Here is a 13,533-nt window from a genome sequence, read left to right on the forward strand (position 1 = left end):
TCGTAAAGTATAGTCCTTAATTTTATGTGGAGCTATATATCACTCATTTAGCTAGCTCTCATACTTCGTGGACTTATCTTTTATAGGAATTTTCAATTCTTGTCCTACCTTCACTTCGTCTTCTTGTAAATCATTATACTTTTTTATTATTTCTATCCCATCTTCATCTGAGAAATATTGCTTCGCTATACTTTCTAAAGTTTCTCCATCTTTCACAACATGAGTTGCTACTTTCTCAGACTGCTTCTTTGATTCAGTCTTAGCGGAATCAAAGAAAATTACTTCAAACGCACTTTTCTCAGCATTATTACTATCACTTTTTACCTGTATATACTTATCCGTATACCATAGGATACTAATAGGTAACAATATGAACAAAAATGTTAACACTCGGACGAAAATGTGATTCATTTTAAACTTTGGTTTGTTCTCTTTATTTCTATGAATTTCACTACGCGGCGGTAAACTTTCATCTTCTTCCACTTGCTCAACTTCTAACTCCTCTTCAAAATCAGGAATTCGTTTTCTCATGTTGTTCACCACCACCTTCCATTTATTTTCTTAATTGGAGCCCCATTATAAAATCAACAAGAAAGTGTGCAAAGATTGTTATAAACAAATTTCCTGTCCACTCGAATACATAACCAAAAACAAAACTAATAAAGCAGACGAAACAAAACAAAAAAGGCTTCGTTATATACCGAATATGTAACACAGCAAAAATTAAACTCGCTATTACAATTCCGAAATGAGTCTGCACTACACCTCTAAATAAAAACTCTTCCGCAAAGCCAATAATAAACGTGATAACGAGTAAATGCATGACAGAAATCCCTTGAAACATTCTATCGTTAATGCCACCATCATCAAACCAAGATTCTGGAAACACTCGCATTGCAACATAATCTAATAACACAATACAAATCGCTAACAAGCTCCCTATTAAAAGTATAGAAACCGGTTCCCATTTCCATAAACTATAAACTTCTCTTTTATCTTGAAATAATATATATGCTAGTAAACAACCGATACCAATAATGATTAGTTGTGTTATGTAGAGATTCAGTCTTATTTCTCTCGGACTCATATCTTCAACATTATGCCTTTGAATGTTCATCATTCCTCCATCTTTCCTAGGCCGAAAAGCTTTTGTAACTCTGTTTCCCAATTATAGTCGAAAACTAACTGTTGCGCTCGTCTTTTTTTATAATCCGTTTTTGTAATACCACAGTAATCACAACAGTTTTCTATCTCTTTTTCTTTTCTATAACCGAATTGTTGTAATAAATATTCACGTCTACATCCTTGAACTTGTATCCATGACTTCATATTTTCTAGCTCACTATATTTATTACGCATTCTCACTTCCACTTCCGCTATTAATCTGTGCATTATTTCATCTGACAAGCTCTCTAGCATGAGATTTCGCTGTTGTATGATTCCAAGATGTTCGAGATGATAACGTGTAAAGCGCCAATATTGTTCATTAAATCTTGCTGCATTATAACAAATTTCTTCTACATCTTCTAATGGTAATACTTTCGTTTGAAACATTCTTTCTTGTAGTAACGAAAATAAAAATTGTATTTGCGATTTACTTGGTAATTCATCTTCAATGATTGAAATTGGCAAATCGTGATCCAATGGACTACATAATAAAATGGCTATACTCAATTCTCCATCTCTTCCCGCTCTTCCAATTTCTTGTAAATAGGAAGCTACATTTGTCGGATATTGAAAATGAATAATATATCTTGTATTCGCCTTATTTACCCCCATCCCAAAAGCACTTGTACATATTACAATTTGCAACTGGTCATTCATAAACTGTTGTTGAATTAACATACGCTCTTCATGTTCCATACCACCATGATAAAAAGCTACACCTGTAATTCCTTTTCCTCTTAAATACTCGGTTAAACGCTCTGTCCAGGCCCTACTTGAACAATAAACAATACCAGGCCCTTGCAAATACATTACATGCTCAAAAAGCGCCTCTTTTTTTTCTTCTATTGTTTCCACAAATTGCACTTCCATCGCAATATTTGGACGATCAATTGAGTACACATGCTCAGCAATATTTTTTAGATTTAAACTTTCCGCTATATCTCGCAGTACATCCTTTGTCGCAGTTGCTGTTAATGCTAGTACTGTCGGAGATCCGATACTCTCAATTACTTTATCTAATTTTTTATAATCTGGCCGAAAATCATAGCCCCATTGTGAAATACAATGCGCTTCATCTACGACAAATAATGAAATATGAATTTTTTTCAATTCTCTTATTAGAAGTTCCGACTGCAACATCTCTGGTGATACGAAAACAAATTTATAAAAAGATAGCTTTTTCATTGCTTCTCTTTTTTCAATTAACGTCCGAAAACTATTCAATGCAATAACTCGATTTTTCACGACATACTTTAATTGCGTAACTTGGTCTTCCATTAAAGATAATAATGGTGATACAACAAGCACCGTACCCTCTTGCAGAAGCCCTGGAAGTTGATAACACATTGACTTTCCCCTTCCAGTCGGAAGCATTGCTACAACATCTTTTCCTTCCAATAAGTCCGTAATAACTCCTTTTTGCCCCGGACGAAATTCAGAATATCCAAACCACTTATATAAATATTCCTCAAGCTTCATTTATACCCTCCATCCGTGCCAATACAAGACGTACTTCAAAATAAGAGATTTCCTCTCCAACCGCTTGCTTCAACACACGCAATTTACGTGTTTGTAATGCTTCAATTACTTTTGTTACTTTTTCCATTTTTTCTTTTTCCATAAACATTTCAATAGAAAATTCTTTTTCTCGTAAAGCAATTTCTACAAAATGGTCTTCTATCGTGGCAACCTTCAAATTCCGAATTGTTGCTATTTCTTCTAAAGAGCGTCCTTGTCTCCAAAGATTATATGTTTTTTTCGTTGATAAACTAAATAAATCAGCTTTCTCATTTGGATAAGATATAATTTCAGCTAATAATGGAAACTCATTTTCTTTATTGCGAACTTCTTGAATAAGGAAATGAATTGTACCCCAAAATAAAAAATACACTCGAAATATATCTTGTTTCGTAATTTCCGCTAATTGTTGTAAAGTACACCCAATACGTTTATACCCAGTTAACCGATATATTACGATTGTTGCCTCTACTGGATTATTTTTTTGTAAAAGAGTATGCATTTCCTTCCATAATCTTTTAGCCAATTCACTTCTCATATACGGTATTCCAGTGAGAAAACGTTTCACCCACATCATTATTTCTGTATCCTGTTGAATTGGAATAAATTTCGTATTCGCCTGTTGTAAATTCGAAATGGTTTGAACGATTAATGATAATCTCTTCCAAAACGTTTCACCTATTTCACCATAGTGTAAACCATTTAAATATGTCGGAAAGGCAAAGTCACCTTCCCATTTGTTTAATTGCACGTTACCAGCAGTCGTTAACACATATGTATTATCATGTATACCTTGAACTAAATCCGTTTGTAACAACTTTGCAACTTCTTGATCATAATCAGCTCTATTTAATGACTTATAAATCCCAAACAAAAAAGAAATTTGAAACATATTCCCATCTTGTAATGTTTGCGACGATCTCTTTCCTTTTAATAAATAATAAATCGAAGAAACGGTTCTTTCACCATTCAATTGTTTTAAACAATATAATAAAGTATATTGTAGCTGCATTACCGCTTCCACCTCTCAGTCTAACTTCATTCCTTTTTCAATACGATTGCACATTAACTGCTATTCATTTAACTTATCATATTCACACTACATGCTTGTATATATTCTATTGTATCAAACGAAATAACATTTAAGTATTTTGAAAATCTTATGAAATAATTCAAAAATAAGTTGACACTCTAATTGATAAGCATTATCATTATAATTTTATGTTGAAAAGTTTTAAAAACCGTTTTACAATAAGATTATAATTTTTTGGCGAACTTTTCACATACATATTATCAGGAGGGAAAAAATATGGCAAAATATACAATCGTTGACAAAGATACTTGTATTGCATGCGGTGCTTGTGGTGCTGCTGCACCAGACATTTATGACTATGATGATGAAGGCATTGCATTTGTAACATTAGACGATAACCAAGGTATCGTTGAAATTCCAGATGTATTAATTGAAGATATGATGGATGCATTCGAAGGTTGTCCAACTGACTCAATTAAAGTTGCTGACGAATCATTTGATGGCGACTCTTTAAAATTCGAATAGTCTTTTATTAACTTCAAAAAATCCCCCTCATACTTATGAGGGGGATTTTTTGCACTCTTTTTCATTCTCACTAACAAAAAAAACCATTAGCAGTTACGCTGCCAATGGTTTAATATTTTTAAGCATTTTTCATTTTTGCAAATACCCATACTTTCAAGCGTGAAAATAATGCTACAAATACAATTGTTACAACAATTCCTTTAATTACATTAAACGGTAATATCGCCGTTACAATAGTTTGTCGCATAATATCACTAGACATAGCTGGTGAATTTAAAAACCAAGTGTACGCTGGTAAAATAATAAAGTAGTTTAACACACTCATAATAACTGTCATAGTAATTGTACCTAGCATTAATCCTGTCGTTAAACTTTTTACTGTGCGATACTTTCGGAATAAGAATGCTGCTGGACCAATAAATAAACATCCCGCTATAAAGTTTGCTACTTCTCCTACTGGTACTCCCGTTAAACTTCCTTGAATTCCGTAATGCAAAATATTTTTTATCGCTTCTACAATTACACCTGCAATTGGACTAAAAATTATCGCCGCAATTAAAGCTGGCACATCACTAAAATCAATTTTTAAAAATGGCGGAAGCCCTGGGAATGGAAAATCCAACATCATTAGTAAATAGGCAATACTACTTAGCATCGCTACACTCACCATCTGCACTACACTGTTTTTTTGTTTCATCTTTCTCTCTCCTTTTCCATCGATCTTCTCATGGAAAGTGGAAAGGTTCTGCTATGCCTATTTTTTCATAGAACGAAAAAACCCTTTGTGATTTACACAAAGGGAGAATTTTAAGGCACATCAAACAGACGTTCAAATACTTATCTTTTTTGAACGCTTGAACCTCCATCTTCTCCCATCCAGACTGTACTGTCGGCTTTGGAATCACACCAAATCCTGCCTTAACGGCTCGCGGGCTTAGAACGAAATTATTAAATGTTCATCACCGCCGGTCGGGATTTTCACCCTGCCCCGAAGATAGACCGATATTCTATTTTCCACTTTATTATACAACAACATGATCGTATTGTGAACAAAAAAAGTGTAACTTACTAAAAATAAGTTATTGATTTTATATAATTAAAGAAACGATCACTATATTTTACAATACAACCCATATTTTTTATAATTCGGTATTTCTCTTATGAATCCCCCTAGTCATATGTCGTCAAAAGTGATAAGATGTTGAATTGTTAAGATAAGAACATTTTCTGAGTTATGGAGGAAATGTCATGAAGAAAGATAAAAGACACTCTATTCGAGAAGCAATGAAAAAGAACTTAAGAAAAGAATACTTTTATTTGAAAAAAGAATTACTTTTCTACTGTCCAATTGATCTAGGCACATTCTCAAGAGAGACATACTACGCTACTTTTGACCAAGATGGCATAAGTATTTATCAGTATGATAAAAAAACAGAAAGTAAATTAAAATTGTGTGAGCGTCATCCATGGAAGAGTTGGAATAAGGTAAAAGTTGATCACTATTTAACAACTTCTCAATTTATTTTCCAAGGTGAGCGAAACTGGATTTTATCCCTTTTCCAAAAAGGAAAAGAAGCTCAAAAAATAATTGAAGAACATACATCTTTACAAACGGAAGTTGTTTCCCGTCCGTTTTCCAAGAAACTTCCTGGTTTCCGTTCTGATACACCATTGAATAAATACATCGGTAGCATTTGTTACACTGCACTTATTGCATTTTTATTAAAATGGATGATTCCATTTCAAGCACCACAAATCGCCCTGTATTCTCTTTCAATTGGCTTTATGCTTCTTGGTTTACTTTGTCTTACAATTGGTCTAATCGAACCAACTATCGTACTATTTCGGACAAAAGAAAAAACAAGAACAAAAGTCTTTTACTTATATAGCTACTTAGCTATTACTGGATTTATATGTGTCTTTATTTTTTGGTAAAAGAAGCCGTCCCAAAAGATCTTTTGGGACGGTTTTTCGTTAGGAATAGGTTGCTCTTATTGTCGTATTTTATTGTTAGTCGATATTTCTTGTCGAAATGTCGATATAATAAGAGCTATGTTCGATATATTTCAATTTGCGTCGATATAATTTCATTTACTATCGCAATCTTAAATAAGAAGAAAATAAATCTATTCAAAAGTTATGCTTTGGGGACGTTTCCTTTACTTAACGTATAGTTGTTGATTCGGATAGATTTGCTCTTGTCGCAATCCATTCCTCACTTTAATTTCTTCAACTGTCATACTAAATTTCCGACCAATGCCAACTAAAGTATCACCTTTTTGTACAACATATAGCGATGATGACACAACTTGATTTTTTTGTTCATTTAAAACAAGCAACGGATTCATCGCATTCCTTTTCTCCATCGTCCATCTCCCTTGATGCACTTCTAAATGTAAATGCGCTCCTCGCGATTCTCCTGTATTCCCTACCTCTCCAATTAGCTCTCCTTTTGAAATGTTATCCCCTTGAACTACATATCTCTTATTTAAATGCGCATAAACAGCCTCATATTCTCCATGTTTAATAAACACAACATTTCCATAACTACTTGAAAAATAAGACTTTGTCACCTTACCATTTTGAATAGCTGCAACAGGCGTTCCAATAGGCGCAGCTATATCAATACCATAGTGTTTCCCATGTCTTGTCCCAAAATAATCACTTAGCTGCCCATCAACAGGCCATATCCACTGATTCTCTTCAGCGTAAACATGTAATTGAGATAAAAATAATATACTCAATATCACCACGCCACATTTTAACGCTTTCATATACATCCTCCGTTTTCTAATAACCGTCATACCTTCTCTATTGTGGGATATTACAGAAAAAAGTATACAAAAAAAAGAAAGTGAATTACTCCACTTCCTTCTCTTCTTTATTACGAAAAACAAGTACACTGCGGTTATATTCCACATCTTTCACTTGTAAACGTGCATTTATTACTCTAGCAAGCGCAAATAAATAATCAGATAACCTATTTACATACTTTAGAACAATTTCATTAGTTTCTCCTTCTTTTTGCAATGACACTATACAACGTTCTGCTCTTCTTATAACTGTACGTGCAATGTGTAGTGCAGCCGATACATCGCTACCGCCTGGTAAAATAAAACGCTCTAACGGCGGCGCTTCTTCTATATACGAATCAATTCGTCTCTCTAAATACTCGACCATCTCTATCGTTACTTTATAAGGGATTTTCTTCTCTACTATTGCTAAATCCCCTCCACAATCAAATAGTTCATGTTGAATATTTTCAAGTTCGTTATAGATGTTACGAAAACATTCCTCTTGTAATTTAGACATGGCATATCCGATATGAGAATTCGCCTCATCAATTGTGCCATAAGCTTCTACACGTATATGATCTTTATCCACTCGGCCACCTATGACACTCGTTTCCCCTTTATCACCTGTTTTTGTATAAAGTTTCATTTCATTATGGCACCTCTCTTTTTATTTTCATTCTGATTATTAAAGAAAAAAACTTTACCATTCTTTATTTAATTGCACTTACAAAAAAATAAAAAAACAGTAAAGCTTTTATTCATGATCAACTTTAAAAAACTTATACATCTAAATTATACGATTTGGTAAATATACAGAGAATATAGTTCCTTCTCCAACGACACTTGATACAAAAATCTTTCCGTCATGACCTTGAACAATATTTTTAGCAATCGCAAGCCCGAGTCCTGTTCCAACTTTTTTCCCGCGCGTTCTTGCTTTATCAGCTTTATAGAATCGATCGAACAAGAACGGAATATCTTCTTCTGGAATACCAGCACCTGAATCTTGCACTTCGAAAGTAAGGCCACTATTTTTCGTATTAATTACAAGTGTAACATGTCCACCTGCATTTGTATGACGGATTGCATTATCAATTAAATTCGTCAGTACCTGTTCCATACGGTCTGCATCAAACGGATATTGTTCAATTGGACTTTGGAAATCCACTGTTAATTGGACTTCTTTATCCTTTGCAATCCCTTGGAATTTACGGCCAATTTTTTCGACAAATGGATGAATATCTACTTCACCTATATGTAACTCTACATGCCCACTTTCCATACGGGCTAAATCTAATAACTCATTTACAAGTTTACCTAAACGAACAGATTCATCATAAATAATTTGAACAAACTCATTAATTTCTTCTTTCGTTTGCACAATATCATCTATAATTGCTTCACTATATCCTTGAAGCATTACCATCGGTGTACGGAGTTCATGTGATACATTTGCAATAAAGTCTTGACGCATTTTCTCCAGACGACGCTCCTCCGTCATATCTCGCAATACTGCTACAGCTCCACGAATTTTTGTCTGATTGTAAAGCGGTGTCATAAGAACTACGTAGTTACCTTTTTGCAAATTAATTTCAACAACTTGTTGTTGCTCACTTTCTACAACGAGATGGAATAGTTCAACAAGTTCAGAAGGCAGTTTTTTACTTAACTCCACTTCTTTTTCTTCTTGCCAAACTTGTAAGAAATGTTCTGCCGGTGGGTTGATAACAACGACTTCACCTTCTTGGTTTAACGTAATAACACCATCTGCCATACTACTCAAAATGCTAGCTAACTGCTCCTTTTCTTGCTGCAGGGCATTCATATTAAACTTCAACTGTTTCCCCATTTGATTTAAAGCAGTTGCAAGCTCACCAATTTCGTCCTGCGACACCATAGGGGCTTTCGTATCAAATTTCCCGCGCGCTACCTCAAATGCAACCTCACGCATTTTGCGAAGCGGTGCCGTAATTCGAGTAGATAAGAAAAATGCAAAGAAAGTTGTTAAAATAATCGCAATCCCAGCTGATAAGAAAATAAAATCAGTCGTTCTCTCCATACCTTGTATTGGAACTTGCAATGATTCATATACAAACACCGCACTTTGATTTTTTGACTGTACTGGTTTACCGACGATCATAATATCATTTTCAGTGTTCTTATTCTTCCTACTATTGGAAGCTTTTCTAATATTATTCTTAATATCCTTTTTATCTGTAAAAACAGCTGCTAATTCTTTATCATTTTTCAGATCATCTATTGTAAGAGTAACTAATCCTTCTTGTTTCGGCGAAGAAGAAATTTCCTTACCATCTTCTACAATGATAATCCTTGAAAGTGGATCAGAAAATTTGTAAGCAATATCCTCAATCGTTTTTACATCGGCACCTTCTTCAATTAATTCCGTGACACTTGTTGCAACTTTCTGAAGCCTAGCTTGACTCATATCAACATAATACGTTCTAAAAAACTGTGAAAGTAAAATAGCAACAAATCCAAGAACAAACGAAACGAGAAGTAATATGGTCATCCATAACTTCCCTACTACACTTCTCCAAAGCATCAGTCGTTCACAACCTCAAACTTGTAACCAACGCCCCAAACGGTAACAATCATCTTCGCTGCATCTGGTGATTGTTTACTTAACTTTTCACGTAAACGCTTTACATGCGTATCAACTGTACGTAAATCTCCGAAGAACTCATATTGCCATACTTCTTTTAACAATTGCTCACGGTCAAAAACTTTATCCGGTGCTTTCGCTAAAAATAATAGTAATTCATATTCTTTCGGTGTTAAGTTTACTTCATTACCATCCGCTGTAACGCGGTGCGCATCATTATCAATTGTTAAATGAGGGAACACAGTAACATCTTTCGTCGTTGTATCTTGTGTAAAGAATGTCGTTGGTACAGCGCGGCGTAATACCGCTTTCACACGAAGTACTACTTCACGCGGGCTAAACGGCTTTACAATATAATCATCAGTTCCAACTTCAAACCCTTGTACCCTATTTATTTCCTCACCTTTTGCTGTCAGCATAATAATTGGTGTCGCTTTCTTCTCACGAATCCCTTTACACACTTCGATACCATCTTTACCAGGCATCATAATATCCAATAGGATTAAATCATAATCATTTTGTAACGCCATTTCTAAAGCTGTATCACCATTATCCGCTTCTTCAATTGTGTATTGCTCTCTTTCTAAATACATCTTTAATAAACGACGAATACGATCCTCATCGTCTACAATTAAAATTCTTGATTCATTTTCCATTTCTACCCGCTGCGTACTTTTACCACAACGGTTTACACCTACCCTTCTACAATATAATGTTGCACCTATCCTCGCTTAATTAAGCATTTTTTAACGTTCTACTTCCCATATTATGCTTCACAAGAATAATAAAGTTTGTTCATTTTTTTTCCAAAACTATGTATTTTTTTTGAACAGTATATTTGGTCCTCGACATCATTTTACAGAATCAACCGCTACTTTGTCATGTTTTTCTCAAAAAAGAAGAAAATTTGACAAAAATAAAATAGGAAAGTGACATACACTCTCCTATTTTATTTCTCTATGCATATGAATGTAAACCCGCGATAATTAAGTTTACTACAATAAAGTTAAACATAATGATTGCAAAACCAATTACTGCAAGCCAGGCGGATTTTTCTCCATGCCATCCTTTAGATAAGCGTAAATGTAATACCGCAGCATAAAAGAGCCAAGTAATAAGCGCCCAAACTTCTTTTGGATCCCAACCCCAAAAGCGCGTCCAAGCGATTTGAGCCCAAATCATTGCAAAGATTAATGCTCCTAATGTAAACACTGGGAATCCTATCGCAATAGAACGATACCCAATTTCATCTAATAAATCACTATTCGTATTCTTTACTAACGGCTGAAGTGCCGCTGACACTCGCTTACGTAAAACAAGTCTTAATACAATATAAAGTAGTGTTCCGACTAACACTGACCAAATAACAGTATTTAATTTTTTCGCATTTACAATCGCGGGGACTTCAACTGTTGGCTCTAATTTATTTTCTGTCATTAACTTCCCTTCATGCGGTCCAACTAAAGCAGGGAGATTATACTTCATCTCAACTTGTTGTTCATTTTTATCAACCCATTGAAACTTCGCTTCGTATTTCATACTAGAAAATACCGTTGTGATTCCAATAAATCCAACTGTACAAACAAGTGTAAAAACTACTGTCTCTAACCAAAATGTACGCTTACTTCTTATTGATTGATCTACATTTTTCAGTAAATACATTACGCCTGTAATAAAACTAATTGCTAATATTGCTTGTCCCGCTGCCGCTGTCGTTACATGAATATGTAGCCAATTACTCTTTAAAGATGGGATAAGCGGCGAAATTTCTCTCGGGAACATACTTGCATAAGCGATTAATAAAAGAGCTACCGGTAAAGCAAATAAACCAATAATACTTACACGATATACAAAGTACATAATGATAAAAGCTCCCACAAGCATCATGCCGAAAAATGTACCAAATTCAAAAAAGTTACTAACTGGTGCATGTCCTGATGCAATCCATCTTGTAACAAAATATACTATTTGCGCAATAAATCCTAAAATTGCTATAGTTATACCTATATTTGCCCATTTATGACCTTTTTCTTTAATTGCTCCTCCAAAAAATAAAGTTGCAATTAAATATAAGATGAACGCGGCGAACAGAAAATTACTACTTATTTGTACCATATCGTTTCCCCACCTTAACTAGTTTTTTTATCATTTATTTTATCGTGTGGTTGTGGAATCGCTGTTCCTTCTAGTACTCTTTCAATATCTTTCTTTAAGCCGAACCAATTTTTATTCGTATGGCCTGCAACCCACCATTCATCATTAACACGTTGTATCCAAATACGGCGATGGTTCCAATACATACCTTGAATCACACCAACCATAAATATAAATCCTCCAATACCGAGAATCCAAAGCGTCAAATCTTTTCTTACTGTAAGAGCTGTTGCATTTTGCATTTCCACACCTGCAAATGACATTTTATATTTATTATTCCCGTCAGGCTCTATGTTTTGCTGAATACCGACGAAACTAACTTCACCATCTGGTGTTTCCGGGGTAAACATTTTAAAGACGAATGCAGGATTATTCGGTAATTTTGTTTTCGTATTCGGCTTTCCATTCTCATCAAAATAAAAATCAGGAAAATAACTTAATAGTTCTAGAGAATACCCATTTCCTAAATCATATTTTTCTGTAGGATTCGCTAAATCTACTTTAATCGGTCCCCACTTTTGATTATTTTCTTTGTTTTGCAAATGGAAAGACATGCTTTTAAATTCACTTTCTTTGTAATCCACTTGATAAACAGCAAATTGATCAAATTTCAGTGGCTCATTCACTCGAATTTCAGCTTCTTTTACCTTTTCTAATTTTGGTTTTTGACCCGCTATATTTTCTCCTACCGCTTTATATAATACAGCATTTGTTTGGAAGTTTTTCGCAATCATTTTATCACCAACACGATCAATTGCTTCATCAAAAACTTCTTTATCCTTACTCTTATCATAAACTTCCTTGATAAACTTTTCGTTTTTCAAATAGTATTGACCATCTGTTCCTGGTATTTCTTTCGTTTCACCGTCACGTAACCAAAGTGCTTCATCTACATACATACTCGGTAAAAAACGTAGCATTGCACCGAATAGAAAGATAATAAGACCAATATGGTTTATATATGGACCCCAACGGGAAAAACGTCCCTTTTCCGCTAAAACGTTCCCGTCTTCCACTTTCACATTATAATTACGTTTCTTTAAATTAATTTGAACTCGTTCTAAGTCACCTTCATGCGGCGTACCAGTCCCGTGCACTCTCTGTCTTTTTAAAAAACTTGGGTGTCTTTTCACCCCTTGTTTTTTTAAAGCTTTATAAAGAGGAATGACACGGTCTAAACTACATATAACAAGTGAAATACCAATGGAAGCAATTAAAATCATGTACCACCATGATCCATATAAATTATTAAATCCTAATTGATAGTATAATTGTCCTAAAAATCCATACTCGGTCTTATAATATTCAGCTGGTTCGATTCCTGGAGTTATGTACATTTCTTGGGGAAAGATAGTTCCTATTGCCGATGCAGCTAAAGTTATTACGATTAACCATACACCTACTTTTACAGAAGAGAAAAAACTCCAAATTTTATCGACTATCGTTTTTGTATGTGTGAGAGATCTCCGGGCACTCCCCTCATATCTCATATCCAATAATTTCATATTTTCATTACTTTCAAATGGTTTCCCACATGCTTCACAAAAAATGGTTCCTATCGGATTAACATGTCCACATTCACACTTAATCTCTTTCAAAGCTCTCACCGCCCTTTTATCTATATGTACTATTGTATATTCCAGCTCAGAGTTACCGCAATACTCAGAATTCTTAAAACGAAGGCGCTATACGTAAGCACCTCTTATGTAAAGGCTTTC

General features: G+C 34.5%; 13 protein-coding genes and 1 riboswitch. Of the genes, 2 read left to right on the plus strand and 11 right to left on the minus strand.

Annotated features, from left to right (window positions below; translation table 11 throughout):
* Positions 1-51: 51 nt before the first annotated feature.
* The 4 genes from JFT89_RS06620 to JFT89_RS06635 are packed head-to-tail and all read right to left on the minus strand — an operon-like array spanning position 52 to position 3,697.
* A complete protein-coding gene (locus tag JFT89_RS06620; protein ID WP_002030746.1) occupies positions 52-531 on the minus strand; it encodes a LysM peptidoglycan-binding domain-containing protein in 480 nt (159 codons plus the stop codon).
* Between the two features lie 22 nt (positions 532-553).
* Positions 554-1,117 carry a CPBP family intramembrane glutamic endopeptidase gene (locus JFT89_RS06625; RefSeq protein WP_002064506.1) on the minus strand — a complete coding sequence of 188 codons (564 nt, stop codon included), beginning with the start codon at positions 1,115-1,117 and terminating at the stop codon, positions 554-556.
* Positions 1,117-2,646 (minus strand): RecQ family ATP-dependent DNA helicase, encoded by a 1,530-nt coding sequence (locus JFT89_RS06630; protein WP_002086642.1) that lies wholly within the window; start codon positions 2,644-2,646, stop codon positions 1,117-1,119. The genes JFT89_RS06625 and JFT89_RS06630 overlap by 1 nt, the downstream gene beginning before the upstream one ends.
* Entirely contained in the window at positions 2,636-3,697 is a 1,062-nt protein-coding gene (locus tag JFT89_RS06635; RefSeq protein ID WP_002086645.1) for a YpbB family protein, read from the minus strand. The genes JFT89_RS06630 and JFT89_RS06635 overlap by 11 nt, the downstream gene beginning before the upstream one ends.
* Positions 3,698-3,994: 297 nt before the next feature.
* Between JFT89_RS06635 and JFT89_RS06640 the strand changes: the two genes are divergently transcribed.
* Entirely contained in the window at positions 3,995-4,243 is a 249-nt protein-coding gene (locus tag JFT89_RS06640) for a ferredoxin (RefSeq protein ID WP_001151994.1), read from the plus strand.
* Between the two features lie 118 nt (positions 4,244-4,361).
* Here the strand turns inward: JFT89_RS06640 and JFT89_RS06645 are convergent, their stop codons facing one another.
* Complete coding sequence (locus JFT89_RS06645; protein WP_002011769.1) at positions 4,362-4,940, minus strand: ECF transporter S component; 579 nt, start codon at positions 4,938-4,940, stop codon at positions 4,362-4,364.
* A 163-nt stretch (positions 4,941-5,103) separates the two neighbouring features.
* A riboswitch (FMN riboswitch) is annotated at positions 5,104-5,243 on the minus strand.
* 248 nt (positions 5,244-5,491) lie between these two features.
* Here JFT89_RS06645 and JFT89_RS06650 point away from each other — a divergent pair.
* Positions 5,492-6,178, plus strand: a complete 687-nt coding sequence (locus JFT89_RS06650; RefSeq protein WP_002011767.1) for a hypothetical protein — start codon at positions 5,492-5,494, stop codon at positions 6,176-6,178.
* Between the two features lie 224 nt (positions 6,179-6,402).
* On the opposite strand, the gene JFT89_RS06655 is transcribed toward JFT89_RS06650, so the two are convergent.
* The 6 genes from JFT89_RS06655 to resB form a co-directional block, all read right to left on the minus strand.
* Positions 6,403-7,017 carry a peptidoglycan DD-metalloendopeptidase family protein gene (locus JFT89_RS06655; protein WP_002149411.1) on the minus strand — a complete coding sequence of 205 codons (615 nt, stop codon included), beginning with the start codon at positions 7,015-7,017 and terminating at the stop codon, positions 6,403-6,405.
* 85 nt (positions 7,018-7,102) lie between these two features.
* Positions 7,103-7,684, minus strand: coding sequence for a cob(I)yrinic acid a,c-diamide adenosyltransferase (locus JFT89_RS06660; RefSeq protein ID WP_201039687.1), 582 nt, complete (start codon positions 7,682-7,684; stop codon positions 7,103-7,105).
* A gap of 141 nt (positions 7,685-7,825) precedes the next feature.
* Positions 7,826-9,601: a sensor histidine kinase ResE gene (resE, locus tag JFT89_RS06665; protein WP_201039688.1), complete on the minus strand. Its 1,776-nt coding sequence runs from the start codon at positions 9,599-9,601 to the stop codon at positions 7,826-7,828.
* Positions 9,601-10,317, minus strand: a complete 717-nt coding sequence (gene resD / locus JFT89_RS06670) for a DNA-binding response regulator ResD (protein ID WP_002064500.1) — start codon at positions 10,315-10,317, stop codon at positions 9,601-9,603. Before resD ends, resE begins: the two co-directional genes overlap by 1 nt.
* A gap of 301 nt (positions 10,318-10,618) precedes the next feature.
* Positions 10,619-11,776, minus strand: a complete 1,158-nt coding sequence (resC, locus tag JFT89_RS06675; protein WP_002064499.1) for a cytochrome c biogenesis protein ResC — start codon at positions 11,774-11,776, stop codon at positions 10,619-10,621.
* Between the two features lie 14 nt (positions 11,777-11,790).
* On the minus strand, positions 11,791-13,413 hold the full coding sequence (gene resB / locus JFT89_RS06680) for a cytochrome c biogenesis protein ResB (protein WP_201039689.1): 1,623 nt from the start codon (positions 13,411-13,413) through the stop codon (positions 11,791-11,793).
* Between the last annotated feature and the right edge of the window lie 120 nt (positions 13,414-13,533).

Source organism: Bacillus sp. TH25, assembly GCF_016650935.1.
GTDB lineage: Bacteria > Bacillota > Bacilli > Bacillales > Bacillaceae_G > Bacillus_A > Bacillus_A mycoides.

Bases quoted from the DNA above. Each gene is read 5' to 3' on its own strand.
- JFT89_RS06620 (WP_002030746.1), bottom strand. From the start codon at position 531: ATGAGAAAACGAATTCCTGATTTTGAAGAGGAGTTAGAAGTTGAGCAA.
- JFT89_RS06625 (WP_002064506.1), bottom strand. From the start codon at position 1,117: ATGAACATTCAAAGGCATAATGTTGAAGATATGAGTCCGAGAGAAATA.
- JFT89_RS06630 (WP_002086642.1), bottom strand. From the start codon at position 2,646: ATGAAGCTTGAGGAATATTTATATAAGTGGTTTGGATATTCTGAATTT.
- JFT89_RS06635 (WP_002086645.1), bottom strand. From the start codon at position 3,697: ATGCAGCTACAATATACTTTATTATATTGTTTAAAACAATTGAATGGT.
- JFT89_RS06640 (WP_001151994.1), top strand. From the start codon at position 3,995: ATGGCAAAATATACAATCGTTGACAAAGATACTTGTATTGCATGCGGT.
- JFT89_RS06645 (WP_002011769.1), bottom strand. From the start codon at position 4,940: ATGAAACAAAAAAACAGTGTAGTGCAGATGGTGAGTGTAGCGATGCTA.
- JFT89_RS06650 (WP_002011767.1), top strand. From the start codon at position 5,492: ATGAAGAAAGATAAAAGACACTCTATTCGAGAAGCAATGAAAAAGAAC.
- JFT89_RS06655 (WP_002149411.1), bottom strand. From the start codon at position 7,017: ATGAAAGCGTTAAAATGTGGCGTGGTGATATTGAGTATATTATTTTTA.
- JFT89_RS06660 (WP_201039687.1), bottom strand. From the start codon at position 7,684: ATGAAACTTTATACAAAAACAGGTGATAAAGGGGAAACGAGTGTCATA.
- resE (WP_201039688.1), bottom strand. From the start codon at position 9,601: ATGCTTTGGAGAAGTGTAGTAGGGAAGTTATGGATGACCATATTACTT.
- resD (WP_002064500.1), bottom strand. From the start codon at position 10,317: ATGGAAAATGAATCAAGAATTTTAATTGTAGACGATGAGGATCGTATT.
- resC (WP_002064499.1), bottom strand. From the start codon at position 11,776: ATGGTACAAATAAGTAGTAATTTTCTGTTCGCCGCGTTCATCTTATAT.